Genomic DNA, 17,616 nt, shown 5'->3' with positions numbered 1-17,616 from the left:
CGATTCAGGCGTCGGCAGGGGTGCGGGTGACGGCCTCGGCGGCCTCCTCCGCCGCGGACGCGGCGATGTCGGCGGGGGTCTCCCGCGACCGGCGGATGCCGAGGATGCTGATGAACAGCGACGCGAAGATCGTCTGGAAGCTCATGACGAACGCGGTCGCGGACGGCACGACGAGACGCAGCGACTCGGCCGGGATCAGCTCGCCGAAGTCGCGACCTCCCCAGTGGGCCAGCGACGCCACCAGGCCGCAGAGACCCGCGACGGCGAGCAGGCCACCGGCGAGCAGGCCCTTCTCCAGCGTGACGATGTCCACCAGCTTCCGGATCCGGCGGTCCTCGGGGAGGAAGCCCTCCTCCGCCGCGTAGACCTTCGTGAACAGCGCGAACAGCACGGCCTGGAAGCCGCTCACCACCATCGCGGACGCGCCGACGAGGGTGTCGACGTCGAAGGCGAGCTTGCCGATGTAGACGGGCCCGAAGGTCAGCGCCGCGCCCGCGACGAGACCGAGGGTCATCAGCACGAGACCGGGGATGAAGAACAGCCAGCGCGGGCTGTACAGCAGCAGGAAGCGCAGGTGACGCCAGCCGTCCCGCCAGGAGCGCAGGTGCGGCGGGCGGGAGCGGCCGTCGGGCGACAGGGTCGTCGGGACCTCGCGGACGTCGAGCCCCTGCAGCGTGGCCTTGACGACCATCTCCGAGGCGAACTCCATGCCGCCGGTCTGGAGGCCAAGCCGGAGGATCGAGTCGCGGCGGAAGCCGCGCAGGCCGCAGTGGAAGTCGCCGATGGCGCTCGGGAAGAACAGCCGCCCGATGAACGACAGGACGGGGTTGCCCAGGTAGCGGTGGAGGGGCGGCATGGCGCCCGGCGCGATCCCGCCCCTGAACCGGTTGCCCATCACGAGTTCCGCGCCGTCGCGCAACTCCTCGACGAAGGGCATCAGACTGGTGAAGTCATAGGAGTCGTCGGCGTCGCCCATGATGACGTATTTGCCGCGGGCGGCCCGGATGCCGCCGAGCAGGGCGTTTCCGTAGCCCTTCTCGTCAATGTGGACCACGCGGGCCCCGGCGTCCCGGGCGAGCTGCTGGGATCCATCGGTGCTGCCGTTGTCGGCGATCACCACCTCGCCGTCGATCCCGTGCTCCCGCATGCAGGCGATGGCCTTGCGGACGCAGGTTTCGACGGTCTCGGCCTCGTTGAGGCATGGCATGACAACGGTCAGTTCCACGTCGCAACTCCTCGCATATGACGGCAGGACACCAATGATGCCCGCTTCCCCCTGGTGCCCGAGTCAAGACCGCAAAACGGCTGGCATTCTGTAACCATGGTCGCGGTCGCGGAGCCTCCGGTAGTCGACGCCCCCCCGCTTGGCGGGTGGCGGCGTCTCCTCGTGTTGCTGCGCCGCCATCGAATCTTCGTGATCGCCCTTGGCCTTGCGGCCCTGCTGAGGATCGTCACCATGCTCGGGTTCGGCCCGGCGATGTGGTTCAACGACTCCTACGACTACGTCTCGGTGGCGCTGAGACCCCGGCCGCACCCGATCCGCCCGGATGGCTACGGTTTCTGGCTGCTGATGCTCAGGCCGCTGCACAGCTTCGCCGCCGTCGTCTTCACGCAGCATCTGATGGGACTCGCCACAGGGCTACTCATTTACGCCCTTCTTACCCACAAATTTGGGGTCCCCAAATGGGGGGCGACGCTCGCGGCGGTTCCGGTCCTGTTCGACGCCTACCAGATCCAGCTGGAACAGCTGATCATGTCGGACTCGATGTTCATCCTGCTCGTGGTCGGAGTGGTCACGCTGGTCCTGTGGCACGACGCCATGTCCTGGCGGGTGGGCGCGGCCATTGGGCTCCTGCTGGCGCTCACGGCGCTGACCAGGAGCATCGGCCTGCCGATCCTGGCCCTGGTCGTGGGCTACCTGGCCATCAAGCGGGCGGGGTGGAAGCCGGTCGCCGCCGTGCTCGTGGCGTGCGCCGTCCCGGTCGTCGCGTACATGGGCTGGTTCAAGGCCGTCAACGGCCAGTTCTCGATGACCAACAGTGACGGCGCCATCCTCTACATGCGGACGTCGCTGTTCGCCGACTGCCACAAGATGAACCTGGACAAGCGCAAGGAGCTGGAGCTCGCCCTCCTGTGCATCAACACCCCGCCCGAGAAGCGGGAGCCCTCCGCCCAGGCCTACCTGTGGTGGGACAACGAGAACCAGCTCCACGTCTTCGGCTCCGGCATGAGGTTCACCCCCGAGATCAACACCAACGCCGGCGCGTTCGCGAAGAGGGCGATCCTCTCGCAGCCCGGCGACTACCTCGCGGTGGTGGCCAAGGACTTCTTCCGTTCCTTCCGCTGGGACCGGCCTCAGTTCCCGGATTACAAGACCTACAAGCTCTACGACTTCGACAACCCGTTCACGCGGGAGCTGCCGAAGTGGACCTCCTACCACAGCACGACCGACAGGGACGCCGAGGCGTACGAGAACGGCAAGGCCGCCACCCATGTCGTCCGGCCCTGGTCCGATTTCATGATCGGCTACCAGAACGTGGTGCGGCTCCCGGGCATCGTGCTCGGCCTGCTCCTGCTCACCGGCCTGTACGGCGTGGCGGTGCGGTGGCGCGGCCTCGGCGGGCCGGTCCTGCTGCCATGGCTCGGGGCCGTGGGCCTGATCCTCGCCCCGGCGGCGACGGCCGAGTTCGACTACCGCTACCTGCTGCCGGCCGTGCCGCTCGCCTGCCTGGCCGCCGCGATCACTCTCGCCGCGCTTCGCCTTCCGAAAATCACCAGCCTTCCGAAGGTCACCAGCCTTCCGAAGGTCACCAGCCTTCCGAAGGTCACCAGCCTTCCGAAGGGCACCAAGGGCGGGTGACCTCAGCCGCCGTGGACGGCGTTGTAGAGGTCGCGCTTGGGGACGCCCGCCGACTTGGCCACGTCGACGATCGCGTGCTTGCGTGACACGCCCGACGCCTCCCGCCGGGCCACCTCCGCGACGAGATCCTCCATGGCGGGCGGTTCCGTCTCGGGCGGCCGCCCGGCCACCACGAGCGTGATCTCCCCCCTGACCTCGCCCTGCGCCCACTCGGCAAGCTCGCCCAGGGGGCCTCGCCGTACCTCCTCGTAGGTCTTGGTGAGCTCGCGGCAGACGGCGGCGGGACGGTCCGGGCCGAACGCCTCGGCCATGGCCTCCAGGCAGGCCGGCAGGCGGTGCGGCGCCTCGAAGAAGACCATCGTCCGCTCCTCCTCGGCCAGGCTCGTGAACCTCCTCGCCCGCTCCCCGGGCTTGCGCGGCGGGAACCCCTCGAAGCAGAACCGGTCGCTCGGCAGCCCCGACACGGCGAGCGCCGTGGTGACGGCCGACGGGCCCGGGAGCGCGGTCACCGGGACACCGGCCTCCACCGCCAGATGGGTCAGCCGGTATCCGGGGTCGGACACGCCCGGCATGCCGGCGTCGGTGATCACCATGACGGTCTGGCCGTGGAGCAGGGCGTCGAGCAGCTCCCGGGCGCGCGCGGCCTCGTTGGCGTCGTAGTAGGACACCACCCGTCCGGTGACGGTCACGTCCAGGTCGGACGCCAGCCGCCTGAGCCTGCGGGTGTCCTCGGCGGCGATCACGTCCGCCGTCCCGAGCGCCTCACGGAGCCGGGGCGAGGCGTCTCCCATTTGACCGATCGGGGCTCCCGCGAGAATAAGCACCCGTCCACCTTATGACTCGATGAAACGTTGCCCCGCGAACGACCAGATGTTCCCAATCCACGCGTACGCCATGTTCGGGACCTGCCTGCCCCAGTAATCTGTCCGGGTGGCCGTGACCGACTTCCCTTACCAGGCGTTCGAGCAGCCGGAGCCCGAGCCGGAGGCCGCCCCTCCGATCTCCGTGCGCGACCGGCTCGCGCGTCCCATGACAGGCAGCGCCATGTGGGGGTGGATCGGGCCCATCATCGTCGCCCTCTTCGGAGGAGTCCTGCGCTTCACCGGGCTCGGCGTCCCCAAGGCGGTGGTCTTCGACGAGACCTACTACGCCAAGGACTCGTTCTCCATGATCAAGTTTTGGGTCGAGCGCCAGTTCGTCGACGGCGCCGACAAGCTGCTGCTGGCCGGCAACACGAACATCTTCAAGCAGTGCGAGCAGGTCGAGCAGTGCGCCAACTACGTGGTGCACCCGCCGCTCGGCAAGTGGCTGATCGGCCTCGGCGAGCTGATTTTCGGCGCCAACCCCTTCGGCTGGCGGTTCGCCCCCGCGCTGCTCGGGACGATCTCCATCCTGATCCTGGCGCGGGTGGCCCGGCGCATGACCAGGTCCACACTGCTGGGCTGCCTCGCCGGGTTCCTGCTGTCCCTCGACGGGCTGCACTTCGTGCTGTCCCGTACGGCGCTGCTGGACGTCTTCCTGATGTTCTGGGTGCTGGCCGGCTTCGCCTGCCTGGTGACCGACCGGGACGACGCCCGGCGGCGGCTGGCGGACTGGCACGAGAGGACCTCCTCCACCGTGGGGGTGGCACTCGGGCCGTCGCTCGGCTGGCGGCCGTGGCGGCTCGCGGCCGGAGCGTGCCTCGGCGCCGCCCTGGCCACCAAGTGGACCGGCGTCTTCTTCATCGCGGCCTTCGCGATCATGTCGCTCGTCTGGGACGCCGGCGCCCGCCGGGCCGCCGGCCTGCGCCGGCCGTACGCCGGGATGCTGCGTCTCGACCTGCCGCTGGCGGCGGCCTGGATGGCCGTGGTCCCGGTGCTGGCCTACGTCGCCTCGTTCGCCGGCTGGTTCGCCACCGACAAGGGCTACGGCCGGAACTGGGCACAGGCGACCTCCAACGGGCCGGTGTTCTTCGTCATCGACTCCCTGCGGTCGTGGATCGACTACCAGAAGCAGGTGCTGAGCTTCCACACCGGCCTGGAGACGAGCCACCCGTACCAGTCGGAGCCCTGGCAGTGGCCGCTCCTGCTCCGGCCGGTCGCGTTCTTCTACGAGTCGCCCAGGACCTGCGGCGCGGCCACCTGCTCATGGGCGGTGCTCGGCACCGGCACCCCGATCATCTGGTTCGGCGGGCTCGCCGCCCTCATCGCGATGATCGCCTGGTACGTGTCGACCCGGGACTGGCGCGCGGGAGCGGTGCTGGTCGGCTACGCGGCCGGCTGGCTGCCCTGGTTCTACTTCGCCATCGCCGACAACCGGACGATGTTCATGTTCTACGCGCTGCCGATGGTGCCGTTCATGATCTTGGCCATCGTGCTGGCGTGCGGGCTGATCATCGGTCCCGTGGCCGCCGCGCCGAGACGGCGTGTCGTGGGAGCCGCGGTCGCGGGCGCCTTCGCGCTGTTGTCGCTGCTCAACTTCTGGTGGCTCTATCCGGTCATCGCGGCGCAGGTCGTGCCGTACGACCTCTGGCACAGCCGCATGCTGTTCAAGTCGTGGATCTGACCCTCCGTATCGTTGTCCCGGGGGTGGTTGCGAGTGGCAGTGGGTCGTCGTCAACGGTGGGTCCCATACGGCAGACTGCGGGTCATGCCCGCACCTGACGTGGCCGCGCTGCTGGCCGAGTTGGAGCGCTCTCAGCCGGACATCGCCGAGTCGGCCCGCGTCGCCGTCGAATGGCTGACCGGCGGCGAAGCGCTGGAGACCATCAGCCAGCTTGATGTGTGCGAGTTCCTCTGGTACACCCTGCCGCTCAAGGTGACCGGCGACCGCCCGGCCATCGCCCGGGCGCTCGGCGAGCTGCTCCGGCTCGGCGGGATGGGGCGGTACGCCGGGCTGTGCGACTCCCCGGTCACGGCGCAGATCCTGCGCACCTACGCCCGCGACGGTGAGGAGGCCGGGGCAACCGCCTACCACCAGGCGCTCGAGGCCACCGGCGTCCTGCCGCCCGACATCGCCGAGCTGTCGTGGAGCTCCATCATGGGGCCGGAGGAGCTCGGAGCCCACCTCGCCTGCGCGGCCGCGCTGGAGCTGGCCATCGTGTCCGGCGACCGAATCGACCGCGAGGCGTTGACCAGGCGGTGGCTGACCGCCCCCCGACCGGAGCTCGGCGGCGACTGCTGGCTGCACCGGGTCCACGGGGAGCGGCTGAACCGCTGGGTGCTCGGACGCGGCAGCGCCCGCCGCGAGCTGGCGCAACCCTTCGAGGTGCGGCTGCACGCCCCCGTTCCGGCGCCGGCCGAGCCCTGCCTGGAGCCGCTCCGATGGCTGCTGGGCCTGGCCGACAAGGGCGTGCCGCTGACGGAGCGGCTCAACCTCGCCCGCGCGCTCGCCGTGGACGCCGTCGACCGGTTCGGCTGGGACGCCATGACCACGCGATCGGTCCGGAGCGAGGCCGACGTGCCCGCGCTGACGACGCTCAAGGAGATCGCCATCCAGGAGCTCGGGGCGCTCCGCCGTACCGGCAGGAGGCTCGTCCTCACGCCCGCCGGGCGCGCCCTGCTGGACAGCCCGGGTGCGCTGTGGGAGGCCGCCACCGCCGCGCTGCTCGCCCCGGCCCGTGGCGAGCACGACTTCGAGATCTCCATCCGAGAGTCGGCGCTCATGCTGCTCGTGGACAACAGGCAGATCAAGTACGCCGAGCTGCGCGACCGGGTGGCCGACGTGGTGAACGGCGAAGGCTGGCGCACGGCCGCCGGTGGCCAGGTGACGGCTCTCGACCTGGCCGGGCCGCTCGGCGAGCTGCTGCGCCGCCTGGACGCTCTGGACCTACGGGCCGACAGCTCCTGGGACGCCCCCTGGCAGCTCACCGAGTCCGGCCGTCAGGCCGCGCTGGCGGCCCTGCGGGCCCAGGCCCTGCGCCCCCGCCAGTACGCCGGCCTCGGCTGAGCCGTACGGCAGGTCGGGTCACCTGGCCTGGGAACCGCCCGCGCGGGCCGTACGGCGGGCCGGGGTCACCTGGCCTGGGAGCCCGCCCTGCGCGGGCCGTACGGCGGGCCGGGGTCACCTGGCTTGGGAGCCGCCTGTGCGCGCCGTACGGCCGGCCGGGTCGGCGGCTAGCCCTGTGCGGCTGTGGTGTCCAGGCGGCGGACCTTCAGCTCCCCTGAGGCGGGGTCGAGCTCCAGCTCGGCCTTGAGCGGCCGCTCCTTGCCCGGCTCCGCGTCGGCGGTGGACCAGCCCTTGTCCCCCCGCGTGGCGGTGAACTGCCACGACGGCCCGTCCTGGTTCTGCAGGAAGAGCTCGATCTGGACGTCGCCGCCGTCCTCGACGTATACGGGATCGAGGTCGGACGGCTTCAGCCGGAGCTGGAACAGGCCGTTCGCGTCCGTCGTGGCGCGGGCGACGACGGCGGTCGGCACGTCGGCGCCCTCGGCGATCTTGTCCAGGACCTCGCTCTTGGGCCAGGCCACCGCGAGCACCGGAACCGACGCCCTGGGGTGGCCCTTGTCCACCACCTTGCCCTGAGCGAGCGTGTCCCCCGTCTCCTTGGAGACGGCCGGAGCGGTGACGACGCCCTTGACCGCCGACGTCGCGGGTTGGGGCTCCGCGCTGCATCCCCCGGCGGCCAGCGCCACCGCGGCCCCCATGACAACCGTGCCCAGCACAACCCGCATCCGTCTGCCCTTCCACTCGCCGTCGAGTCCGTTCACGAACGACACAGACTAGTAGTCAAGACGATCGAGGTATCCGGAAATGGGGCATATCACGTCTAAGCCTTGCGTACATACGCAGAGTAACCGTACGATGACACATCGTAGCGTGTGCCATGTCGTCCGCGGCAGCGGCCATGGCCGGTCACAACATGATCAGGAGCATTCGGGGGACGCGATCAAGATGACGAGGCGAAGCCGTGCCGTACGTCCGTATGACAAGCCGGCAGGCTTGACCACTCCTCTCCGCGGCATGCCCCTTGCTCTTCACGAACGGCAACCAACACGGCAAGCGAACACGGCAATCAACACGGGCTATCAATCGGCTATCAACGGAGGTCACCGTGGTCCAGGAGCAGGTGTCCGTCTCAGCAGGAGGGTTGGCGGCCCCATATGAGGGCAATTCCTCCACCACCCCCACGGATCGTCTCACTCCGGAGCTCCTTCTACGGGTGAGGCGGCGCGCCCCCTCGGGAGGCTGGCGTCGCGCCGTGTACAAGATGAGCGGGGGGCTGTTGCATCTCGGCGAGTCGCCGCGTGAGCTGCGCCGTCGCGAACTGGTCGCCCGAGCCCGCACGCCGGTGGCGGGGGGTCACCACCGGGTGGCCGTGCTCAGTCTGAAGGGCGGCGTCGGCAAGACGACCACATCCGTGGGGCTGGGGGCCACCCTCGCCACCCTGAGGGGTGACCGGGTGATCGCGGTGGACGCCAACCCGGATCGCGGCACCCTCTCCGACCGGTTGCCGGTCGAGACGACGGCGACCGTCCGGGAGCTGCTGACCACGCTCATCACGTTGGACCAGCCGCGATACGCCGACATCCGGGCGTTCACCTCGCAGTCGCCGTCGAGCAGGCTGGAAATCTTGGCATCCGCCCGCGACCCCGCAGTGTCGGAGGCTTTCAGCGCCGCGGACTACCGGACCGTTGCCGGGCTTCTGGAGCACTTCTACTCGATCTGCATCACTGACTGCGGCACCGGCCTGTCACACTCGGCGATGTCGGCCACTCTGGAGCTGGCCCACCAGATCGTGCTGGTGACGGCTCCGTCGGTGGCCGCGGCCCGGTCGGCGGGAGCGACCCTGGACTGGCTGGAGGCCCACGGTCATGCCGACCTGGCGCACTCGGCCACCGTGGTCCTGTCGGGAGTCCGCCACGAGAGCCAGTCGACTGTGGACCTGGAAGCGCTCCACAACCACTTCGACGAGCGCTGCCGCACCGTGGTGACCATTCCTTTCGATCCCCACCTGGAGGAAGACGCCGAGTTCGAGCTGGATGCGCTCGCACCCTCGACGCGGGAGGCCTACATGTACCTCGCCGCCACGGTGGGCTCGGCCTTCTCCCAGCAGCGCCGTCCCTCACGCGAGTCCGCGGCGACCCTGGCCCCTTCGTGGGCATCGGCGTCCCGGCCTCGAGGGAGCCGGAACGGAGCCCCGCAGCCGGCGGAGCCCGTGGCGGCGGGGGACTGACTCGGCACGGCGCCCTCCGCGCGTATGCGGGTCGTTCATGGGCGCCGATGTGCCACCAGCGGAAGGGCCGCCTCTGCCCCAGCAAGGCGGCCCTGCCCATCTCCTGCCTTTCGGCGGGGTCTCCTGACGCCCGGCTTGTACCGAATCATCGGAACGGCGTGAGCCGTTGGGGGAGGATACCGGCATGAGCGATTTCGACTGCGACAGCTACGCGCGGGCCGTCACGGTCGCCGGGTTCTCGCCAAGCGGGCCCGCGACGGCCATCACGCCCGCCGGGTCTCCCCGAAGCCGGCCCATGCCAGGCGGCACGCCCGCACGCTCGTCCGCGGCCTGTTCATCGCGGACGGCCTGTTCGTCACGCGCGGCCTGTTCGTCACGCGCGGCCTGTTCGTCACGCGCGGCCTGTTCATCGCCGGCGGCCTGTTTATGAAGGCCGCCGATGAGTGAGCTGATCGTCTTCATCCGCGCTCGCCTCGACGAGGCGGCGCGCGGGTCCATCGACGACGCCACGTCCGCCGAGGCTCTGGCCGCGTATCTCCGGGAAGAGCGCGACCTCGCCGCGAAGAGGGGACGCCTCAACTATCTCGCCCACATCCTCGGCGGCGGGTTGATCGACGTCGGGGAGCGAGCCCAGGCCGAGCATCTCCTCCGCCTCGAAGCCGCCGCCTACGACTGGCATCCCGGCTACCGCGACGAGTGGCGCCCCTGAAGCTCAGCACCAACGACCCGGCTCACGATTGAGCGGGCGGTCAGTGGGTGGTGGCCGGGCCGGCGTCCACCGCCACGGTGAGCAGAACGGCGGAGTCGTCGAGCGCCGTCAGGTTATGCCGCTCCGGCGGTATGACGAGGTAGTCGCCTGCCGCGCCTTCCCAGGTGTCGTTGCTGCTCGCGACGCGCACGCGTCCATGCAGCACCTGCAATGTGGCCTCGCCGGGGCTCTCGTGCTCGTCGAGGCCACGCCCGGCGGCCAGTGCGATCAGTGTCTGGCGTAGGGCGTGCTGGTGTCCGCCGTGAACGGTCTGCGCACTGCGTCCACTCGTGTTCTCCCGCGCCTTGGCCAGGTGCTCGCTCGCCAGGGTGGTCAGTGATATCGGCTCCATGGTGACGCCTTTCGGTATGGGGCGGTTCATGCCCTCAGCAGCAGGATGCCGTTGGTGAGCAGGGCCGCGACTTTGAGGACTTCCAGGATGACGTAGGCGTGATGACCCCGAGATCGTGGGGCCTTTTCGCCCGCGAGGATGCGGTCAGAACGCCGGGTAAGCCGTGGCCGTACGATCCCGATCTGCATCCCGAGAAGAGCCGCCGCGACAAGCGCAGTAAGCACAGTGCTGACCATCGCGCCGCCGGCGACGACCGAGATGACGAGCACCGCCGCGAGGACGGCTTCGACGATGTTGAGCGCGCGGAAGACCAGCCGGCCGATGCCGAGCCCGATCCGGGTGTCCACGCCCGGCGCGCGGAACCTCAGCGGCGCCTCCAGGAACGAGATCGCCAGCACCATCCCGAGCCACGTGAATGCCACGCCCGTGGCGAGGCCCAGCGCCATCCTGCCCCCATGTCTCTGTCCCGTTCCCGGCGTCGGAGCGGCCGCTCTCGCGCCAGAGCCCGTCCGCCTGGCCGCCACCACTCAAAAAGCGCTGCCGTCCGGGACGTGCCGCCTGAAGCCATGCGTCGGCCCACCTGCCATCATGATGCGCCCCGCCACCGGCGGGGCCACCGGGAGAGGGCGATGAGACGTGGCGAGACTGCTTCGATCCTGCCGATCCCGCGCCGGCACGCATGTCATTCGCGGAGAAGCCCATTTCGCACACCGTCGCCTAGACCGAGGCGCTGGGCAGGCTCGCGCGGGACTTCGGCCTGGCCCTCCAGGTGACCTTGGGGAAGGTCCTGCGCCGAGCCGGGTCTATTTGTTGGTGCTTTGATGGCTTTGGTGGTGCTTTGACGGCGGCGACCTAAGCCTGAGCGGCGTGCTCCCGGAGCCACTCCATGGCGGCCTCGCCGGAGGTGAGGATCGAGATGTGTCCGTCGTCCGGGGACAACCGCAACTCCGCCGACGGGCAGCGGTGCGCGAGCCACTCGCTGTGCGCGCTCGGGATGACCCGATCCCGGCCACCGTGCGATAAGAGGACCGGCGCTCTCACCTGCGCGGGGTCGAACCCCCACGGGGAGACGTACGCGAGGTCGTCGTCAATCAACCCGCCGGCGCCGCCCTCCACAGCCGGGCCGACGACCTCACCGAACCAGGACCACGGACCGGAGAGCGCCGCATGATCGGCCGAGGTGAACTCCGGGTCGTATTCGGCGGCCGAAGCCTCGTGCCTCTCCTTCGCCGCGCGTCCCTGGGCGGCGGCGCGCAGGGACGCCACGCCGGAGGCGGCCATGCCCGCGAACCAGTCAAGCCCCTCCGCGCCGAACGGGGCCGGCCCGGCCACGCTGACCACGCTCAGGACGCGTTCCGGCAGCAGCACGCCGCACGCGAGGGCGTGCGGGCCGCCGCCGGAATGGCCCATGACCGCGAACCGATCGATGCCCAGCGCGTCGGCGACGCCGGCCACGTAGGTGGCCGCCGACGCCACGTCCCGGCCGGGGCACGGAGTTGATCCGCCGTATCCGGGCCGGTCATACGAGATCCAGCGGATGCCGAGCCGGGCCGCGGCGGCGAAAAGAGGCGCGGGAGGCGCGCCGATGTTCGGCGTGCCGTGGTGCCAGAAAACGGCGAGCCGCCCATCCGCTCCGTTCGCACCCGTGTCGTAGTAGTGCAGCGTGCGCCCGTCATCCAGCTCAAGATCACCTTCTGTCGTCACCCGTTGAGCGTAGTAGTCGCCTACGACAACGCCGGGAACGACGGCCATGCCCGGCCGGGGGCCAGACAATGCGACAGAAACACTAATGACAACCGTGATTCCTTATTCATCAATCAGTGATTCGGAATTTATTTAGGTTTGCTATGATGGAGCCCTGAAATACTCTTTTGCATTTAGCATCGTCGTTCCCGGTAATCAGAAAGGAACGACGGCTATGCACGAAGAGCAACTCAGCCAGACAGCGCTCATGGCGGCGGCCGCCCGCGCGGCCCACCTCGTGGTGGACCAGGAGCCCTTCATCTTTCGCGACACCGTGGCGGCGTCCCTGCTCGGCGAGCGGGCCGAGGAGTTCATCGGCTATCACCGGGCGCATGGCGACCACGTCGTCCTTTCGGGCACTCGGGCCCAGGTCACAGCCCGGAGCCATTACACCGAACGCCGCCTGGCCGACCTGGCCCGCGACGGCCTGGAGCAGTACGTGATCCTCGGCGCGGGGCTCGACACCTTCGCCTATCGCTCCGGGATGATCGGCCGGGTCGAGGTCTTCGAGGTGGACCATCCGGCCACGCAACGGTGGAAGCGCGGCCTCCTCGACGCCGCCGGCATCACGGCCCCGGACGGCCTGACCTTCGCACCTGTGGACTTCGAGACCGACGATCTGATGGCAGGCCTGAGCGCCGCGGGCTTCGACCCGTCCCGGCCCGCTCTGGTGAGCTGGCTTGGGGTGTCCATGTACCTCACCCGTGAGGCGGTCGCCGCGACGTTCGCCACCATCCGCCGCTTGGCCCCCGGCACGGAACTGATCATGGAGTACGCCCTGCCTCCGGCCCTCCGGGACGAGCGGGGCAGCGCCTACGCGGACTTCGCGCTCCCCGCCGCCGCTGAGCGCGGCGAGCCCTGGCTGTCCTTCTTCACTCCCGAGGACCTGTCTGTTCTGCTGGACCAGCATGGCCTTGCGGCGGTCGAGCACGTACGGCAGGCGGACAGCATCGACACTGCGCTGTGGCGCCGCTCCGACGCCCTCCGCCCCGCTGACCTCTGCCGCCTGACCCGCGCCGCCGTTCACCACTGACCCGAGGGCACGTACAGTTCGCCGGCTTAGCCGTACGGGGGGCGGTGAAGGTCTTGGTCCAGCCGCCGAAGCTTTCGTTGGGCGCGACGAGGCCGTCCGTATCTCGTGGATGTCGCCGTTCCAGCGCGGATCAGCGTGGGAACGCTCTGGCGGCGCCGCTGGTCAGCCCATGCTTTTGGCGCCGTCCAGGGACTCACGGATGATGTCGGCGTGTCCGGCGTGCTGGGCGGTCTCGGACAGGATGTGCATCAGCACCCGGCGGGCCGACCATCGCGCGTCGGCCTCGAACCACGGGGCTTTCGGCAGCGGCCGGGTGGCGTCCAGGTCGGGCAGGGTCGCGACCAGCTCGTCGGTCCGGCGGGCCACCTCGGCATAGCCGGCCAGCACACCGGCCAGCGTCTCACCGGGCAGCAGCCGGAACTCGTCGGCCCACCGGGTCCAGTCGGCCTCGGTCATGGTGGTGAAGTCGCCCATCGCCGACGGACCGTCCAGGATGAAGTCCACCCAGGTCCGCTCGACCGCCGCGACGTGCTTGATCAGTCCGCCCAGGCACAGCTCGCTGGCGGTGGTCCGCCGCCCGGCCTGCTCGTCGGTGAGGTCGCGGGTGGTGAAGCGCAGGAAGTGCCGGTGCTTGGCCAGCATCGCCAGCAGGTCGGCGCGCTCACCGGTGGCGGCCGGCGCGTCGGCGGCGTCCCGGGTGGTCAGCTCGTTGACGGTCATGGTCCCGCTCATAATCTCTGCCTTCCGTTGTCCTGTTCTGCCGGTCACGACCACACTGGTGGCAATAGCGGTCACTTTGCGACCTGAATTGCGGAAGACTTCTAAACATGGCGAACACCAGCGCCCGGACGCTGCGGCTGCTGTCCCTGCTTCAGACTCACCGGTACTGGCAGGGCGCCGAACTGGCCGAGCGGCTGGAAGTCTCGGTCCGCACCCTGCGCCGGGACATCGACCGGCTGCGCGAGCTGGGCTATCCGGTCGAGGCGCAGCGCGGCGTGGACGGCGGCTACCAGCTCGCCGCCGGCGCGGCACTGCCGCCGTTGGTGATCGACGACGAGGAGGCCGTCGCCCTGGCCGTGGGACTGCAGGCCGCCGCGCAGGGTGCGGTGGAGGGCATCGCCGAGTCCTCGGTGCGGGTGCTGGCCAAGGTGGTGCAAGTGATGCCGGCCCGGCTGCGGCGCCGGATCGACGCGCTGCGCGCGATGACCGTGCCCGGCGGCTGGGACGGCCCGGCCGGGGCGGGCGTCGACCCGGGCGTGCTGACCGCGGTCGCGCTGGCCTGCCGGGACAGCGAACAGCTCCGCTTCTCCTACACCGCCGCCGACGGCCGCCACACCGACCGGCACACCGAACCGCATCGACTGGTCTGCCTCGGCCGCCGCTGGTACCTGGTCGCCTACGACCTCACCCGGCACGACTGGCGCAGCTTCCGGGTCGACCGGCTCACCGAGCCACACGGCACCGGCTCCCGGTTCCGGCCCCGCGACCTGCCCGCCGCCGACGCCGCCGAGTTCGTCCGCGCCGGCCTGGACAATTTGCCCCGCCCGTACCGGGTGGAGGTCCTGGTCGACGCCCCGGCCGAAATCGTGCGCGAACGGATCGGCAGGTGGAGCACAGTCGAGAAGGTTGACGCCGAGCATTGCCGGATGCGCATGACCGCCGACTCCCTCGACTGGCCGACCATGGCGCTGGGCGTGCTCGACGCTGAGTTTCGCGTCCTCAGCCCGCCCGAATTGCTCGACCAGATCCACAACTGGGGAGCCCGGTTCAACCGGGCCCAGTTCAAAGAAGGATCCGTACCATCATGATGGTCGTTACCTCAGCTTGCCGCTGATCTGCACGGCATTTGTCGGACCGCACTGCCATGATGCAGGCATGCGCCCCCACAGTGGTGAGCAAGTCCTCAACGCTGGGTACTCAGTTGAGCGAGAAGGCGACCACTTCCGTCGATATATCCTCACACTCTTGCTGATCATCGGTCTGATCACAGGGTGCCGCAATGTGGGACCCATTAAGGGCGATGAGCTGTGGCGCGCGCCTGACGTCCAAGGACGATGGATGACGTGGGCACGTCAGAGCCTGCGGAAACGAACCCCAACTTCGGACCAGCGCGATTCTGTGGCCGCAACCAGCCCAAAGACGTGTGGTTCCTCTCTGGCAGCTTCGGCGGGAAACGGACCTGTGCCATCCCGGCCACCAGGCCCATCGCGTTTCCAGTGATCTACTTCATCACCGGTGAGAACAAGGAGGCGTGCAAATCGTTCATGGCAAATGCCGAAGGTCACGTCGTCCTGGACGGGCGGGAGGTCACCTATGGGCGCGAGGAGAATGACTACATCACATACACCGGTGCGAAGGACAACCCCCTGGACGGCTTAGCAGGCAAGAGCCACACTTACCTCTGCGGCCTCTGGGTCTACCTCCAGCCTCTAGCCAAGGGTGAACATACTCTGTCTATTCGGGGAAACGACAGGACCATCAGCATGAGTGCGGAGTGGACGGTCATCGTGAAGTAGAGAGGGCCGAATCATGGTGAGCCTCAGCCGACTACAACGCTTCTTGGGCATCCAGGCGCGACACAGACACTTCTCCAGGTGGGAGTGGATCTTCCTAAACTAAAGAGTGCGGCGAGCAGTATTCGCCCTCGTCTGCATTGGCACGCTGTTGGTCGCTGCACGACCTTCTGATTACAAGGTGGCGGCCTTGCTGTATGGGCTGCTGTACAGCCATGCCGGTCTCACGCTGCGCCTCGCCGTCGATACCAGCCGCGGGGCAGGCGGGTGAAAAAGGATGCCGGCGACGGGACAGACCGTTTAGCCTGCGGGGGTGGAGCTTCGAGAAGAGCGGCCGGACGACGCGGGCGCCGTGCGTCACGTCCATCTGCGAGCGTTCGGCGACCACGGCGGAATCGTGGCCGATCTGGTCGACACCCTGCGCGACGGGATCCGCTCCGGCGGGGGGTTCGCGCTCGTGGCCGAGGACGCCGGGCAGGTCGTCGGGCACGTCATGTTCACCCGCAGCCTGCTCGATGCCCCGCGGCGACTGGTCGACGTGCGGGTGCTCAGCCCGCTGGGCGTGCTGCCCGAGCGCCAGCGGCAGGGCATCGGCTCGGCCCTGGTCCGCGCCGGGCTCGCGACTCTCACCGACGGGGAGAGCCCCCTCGTCTTCCTGGAAGGCGACCCCGGCTACTACTTCCGCTTCGGGTTCACCCCCGGGGCCGATTTGGGCTTCCGCAAGCCGTCACTACGCATCCCCGATGCCGCCTTTCAGGTGATCAGGCTTCCGGCGTACGAGCCGTGGATGACGGGGACGCTGGTCTACTCCGAGCCGTTCTGGGGTCACGACGCCGTCGGGCTCCGCGACCTCGACGCCTGATGGCGCCAGCGACGTAGGGTCAGGCCCGACCTCAGCGCCATGAGCAGAGAAAACCATCCCAGGAACACCGCGAGAGCGCTCCCGTTCCGCCCCGGCTGAGGGTAAAAGCCACAGCCGCGGTCCAACTGGTAGACCTCTGTGTCCGTGTGCCTCCGTGGGAGTGCGGGCCGTGATGGCAACCGGGCTGCGCTGTGCATCGCCTCACTCGATCCCCCGCGGTGTTCCCGAGAGCAGCTCAGGAAAACAGCCCCCTTCGCCGATCTCACCCCCGGCGGGCAGAAGATCAAAAGAGCCCGGCTCCGTGATCGGAACCGGGCTCTGACGTTGGTGGAGCTATGGGGATTTGAACCCCAGACCCCTTCGATGCGAAGCCAATTCGGCGATGCTCCAAGGTGCACAGAAGTGCTGGTTGATCTGCTCAAACTGTCCAGCGTGGTTCGCTGATGTTCGAGGTCGCTCACGGCTGTCGTCACTCAGTTGGTCACTCACGCCTTGCGGTCGTCTGGGCTATCGCTGTGGTGTGAACGCCCATCGTGTCGTCTCGCGTTCAGCGGACGAATGGGCCGCACTGCCCCCACGTTGATCCCTGCCGCTACGAGGCAGACCAGGCTGATCAAAGCCGTGGCCCAGATCAAGACATGCGGCACCGGCCACATGGGCAGGCCGCTCCATGGAACGACTTTCGCCCGACCGACATCGGTTGGGTCGTACGCCACCTTGATCGTGTCGCCAGCTTTCGAGGATACGCACGTGGCGGCCAACCCCCCGCCGCAGGAGCCCAGAGGAACCACGCTAACGATCTCCACATTGTTCGCTGTGTAGCGCACCCGGCCATTAATCCTGACGGACGTCTGTCCGTCATCGCGATAGATCGGTGCGCCCCGCAGTACCTCCTGCACCGTGCCGGTCGTGACGATGGCGCGGCGCGCGAATGAGGCTTGGTCGGCGTACAACCAGATCGACAGTGCGAGCAACGGAAGGCCGATGCCGAGTAATGGGAGTACGTGACGCCGGAAGTACCCGGCAGGAAACCAGGTGACCATGCCGTGACAACGCGCGCGCCAACGGAAAAGTTCACGGCGGCTGTCCGCTTCTTGCGCTCGTGGGCGACACGGCAGACAGGCGGCGGCCGAGTCGGCCTGTAGGCCGGGTTCTAATTGCGCATGTCCGTGACCTGCATTGGAAGCAGGAGCAGGGGGCGCGACCTGGAAGAACACTTCCGTCGTTTGACACTGGTTTCGGCCGTCTGCCGGTGCCGTGTGCCCTGGATGTGCCCTAGTGATCTTCCTCCGAAGAGGGTTCACACGCAGGCTCACCGTCCGCCATTTCGACGACCGCGGCCTTCAGCTCC

18 protein-coding genes are annotated in these 17,616 nt (G+C 68.9%); 9 read left to right on the top strand and 9 right to left on the bottom strand.

Annotated elements, in window-relative coordinates; translation table 11 throughout:
* Nucleotides 1-4: 4 nt before the first annotated feature.
* A complete protein-coding gene (locus tag N5079_RS15075; protein ID WP_261584378.1) occupies nucleotides 5-1,225 on the bottom strand; it encodes a glycosyltransferase family 2 protein in 1,221 nt (406 codons plus the stop codon).
* Between the two features lie 96 nt (nucleotides 1,226-1,321).
* On the opposite strand from N5079_RS15075, the gene N5079_RS15070 reads away from it, so the two are divergent.
* The gene (locus N5079_RS15070; protein ID WP_261584377.1) at nucleotides 1,322-2,860 is read left to right on the top strand and encodes a hypothetical protein; all 1,539 of its coding nucleotides are present in this window, start codon (nucleotides 1,322-1,324) and stop codon (nucleotides 2,858-2,860) included.
* A 2-nt stretch (nucleotides 2,861-2,862) separates the two neighbouring features.
* Here N5079_RS15070 and rsmI read toward each other — a convergent pair whose 3' ends face one another.
* Nucleotides 2,863-3,684, bottom strand: coding sequence for a 16S rRNA (cytidine(1402)-2'-O)-methyltransferase (rsmI, locus tag N5079_RS15065; protein WP_261584376.1), 822 nt, complete (start codon nucleotides 3,682-3,684; stop codon nucleotides 2,863-2,865).
* Between the two features lie 106 nt (nucleotides 3,685-3,790).
* Here rsmI and N5079_RS15060 point away from each other — a divergent pair, with 106 nt between their 5' ends.
* Nucleotides 3,791-5,404, top strand: coding sequence for a dolichyl-phosphate-mannose--protein mannosyltransferase (locus N5079_RS15060; protein ID WP_410007790.1), 1,614 nt, complete (start codon nucleotides 3,791-3,793; stop codon nucleotides 5,402-5,404).
* A gap of 84 nt (nucleotides 5,405-5,488) precedes the next feature.
* Nucleotides 5,489-6,787, top strand: a complete 1,299-nt coding sequence (locus tag N5079_RS15055) for a hypothetical protein (RefSeq protein ID WP_261584375.1) — start codon at nucleotides 5,489-5,491, stop codon at nucleotides 6,785-6,787.
* 167 nt (nucleotides 6,788-6,954) lie between these two features.
* On the opposite strand, the gene N5079_RS15050 is transcribed toward N5079_RS15055, so the two are convergent.
* On the bottom strand, nucleotides 6,955-7,548 hold the full coding sequence (locus N5079_RS15050; protein WP_261584374.1) for a hypothetical protein: 594 nt from the start codon (nucleotides 7,546-7,548) through the stop codon (nucleotides 6,955-6,957).
* Between the two features lie 500 nt (nucleotides 7,549-8,048).
* On the opposite strand from N5079_RS15050, the gene N5079_RS15045 reads away from it, so the two are divergent.
* Nucleotides 8,049-9,014, top strand: coding sequence for a MinD/ParA family protein (locus N5079_RS15045; protein WP_315967837.1), 966 nt, complete (start codon nucleotides 8,049-8,051; stop codon nucleotides 9,012-9,014).
* Nucleotides 9,015-9,221: 207 nt separating this feature from the next.
* Here N5079_RS15045 and N5079_RS15040 read toward each other — a convergent pair whose 3' ends face one another.
* On the bottom strand, nucleotides 9,222-9,476 hold the full coding sequence (locus tag N5079_RS15040) for a hypothetical protein (protein WP_261584373.1): 255 nt from the start codon (nucleotides 9,474-9,476) through the stop codon (nucleotides 9,222-9,224).
* Between N5079_RS15040 and N5079_RS15035 the strand changes: the two genes are divergently transcribed.
* Entirely contained in the window at nucleotides 9,454-9,723 is a 270-nt protein-coding gene (locus tag N5079_RS15035) for a hypothetical protein (protein WP_261584371.1), read from the top strand. The genes N5079_RS15040 and N5079_RS15035 overlap by 23 nt on opposite strands.
* Before the next feature lie 40 nt (nucleotides 9,724-9,763).
* On the opposite strand, the gene N5079_RS15030 is transcribed toward N5079_RS15035, so the two are convergent.
* From N5079_RS15030 to N5079_RS15020, 3 genes are all read right to left on the bottom strand, one after another.
* Complete coding sequence (locus tag N5079_RS15030; protein ID WP_261584370.1) at nucleotides 9,764-10,114, bottom strand: cupin domain-containing protein; 351 nt, start codon at nucleotides 10,112-10,114, stop codon at nucleotides 9,764-9,766.
* A 26-nt stretch (nucleotides 10,115-10,140) separates the two neighbouring features.
* Nucleotides 10,141-10,560 (bottom strand): hypothetical protein, encoded by a 420-nt coding sequence (locus N5079_RS15025; protein ID WP_261584369.1) that lies wholly within the window; start codon nucleotides 10,558-10,560, stop codon nucleotides 10,141-10,143.
* 406 nt (nucleotides 10,561-10,966) lie between these two features.
* Entirely contained in the window at nucleotides 10,967-11,818 is an 852-nt protein-coding gene (locus N5079_RS15020) for an alpha/beta fold hydrolase (RefSeq protein WP_261584368.1), read from the bottom strand.
* A gap of 214 nt (nucleotides 11,819-12,032) precedes the next feature.
* On the opposite strand from N5079_RS15020, the gene N5079_RS15015 reads away from it, so the two are divergent.
* The gene (locus tag N5079_RS15015) at nucleotides 12,033-12,890 is read left to right on the top strand and encodes a class I SAM-dependent methyltransferase (protein ID WP_261584367.1); all 858 of its coding nucleotides are present in this window, start codon (nucleotides 12,033-12,035) and stop codon (nucleotides 12,888-12,890) included.
* Nucleotides 12,891-13,052: 162 nt separating this feature from the next.
* On the opposite strand, the gene N5079_RS15010 is transcribed toward N5079_RS15015, so the two are convergent.
* A complete protein-coding gene (locus tag N5079_RS15010; RefSeq protein ID WP_261584366.1) occupies nucleotides 13,053-13,622 on the bottom strand; it encodes a DinB family protein in 570 nt (189 codons plus the stop codon).
* Nucleotides 13,623-13,717: 95 nt separating this feature from the next.
* On the opposite strand from N5079_RS15010, the gene N5079_RS15005 reads away from it, so the two are divergent.
* The 3 genes from N5079_RS15005 to N5079_RS14995 all read left to right on the top strand — a co-directional run bounded on the left by N5079_RS15005 (nucleotide 13,718) and on the right by N5079_RS14995 (nucleotide 16,265).
* Entirely contained in the window at nucleotides 13,718-14,698 is a 981-nt protein-coding gene (locus N5079_RS15005; RefSeq protein WP_261584365.1) for a helix-turn-helix transcriptional regulator, read from the top strand.
* A 246-nt stretch (nucleotides 14,699-14,944) separates the two neighbouring features.
* Entirely contained in the window at nucleotides 14,945-15,406 is a 462-nt protein-coding gene (locus N5079_RS15000) for a hypothetical protein (protein ID WP_261584364.1), read from the top strand.
* A gap of 310 nt (nucleotides 15,407-15,716) precedes the next feature.
* The gene (locus N5079_RS14995; RefSeq protein ID WP_261584363.1) at nucleotides 15,717-16,265 is read left to right on the top strand and encodes a GNAT family N-acetyltransferase; all 549 of its coding nucleotides are present in this window, start codon (nucleotides 15,717-15,719) and stop codon (nucleotides 16,263-16,265) included.
* A 485-nt stretch (nucleotides 16,266-16,750) separates the two neighbouring features.
* Here the strand turns inward: N5079_RS14995 and N5079_RS14990 are convergent, their stop codons facing one another.
* Nucleotides 16,751-17,308, bottom strand: a complete 558-nt coding sequence (locus tag N5079_RS14990) for a DUF3592 domain-containing protein (RefSeq protein WP_261584362.1) — start codon at nucleotides 17,306-17,308, stop codon at nucleotides 16,751-16,753.
* Nucleotides 17,309-17,616 lie beyond the last annotated feature (308 nt).

This window comes from Planotetraspora sp. A-T 1434, from assembly GCF_025420585.1.
GTDB lineage: Bacteria > Actinomycetota > Actinomycetes > Streptosporangiales > Streptosporangiaceae > JAOEGB01.
The sequence above is the reverse complement of the archived record's forward strand: the minus strand, read 5'-3'. Positions and strand labels throughout refer to the sequence as shown.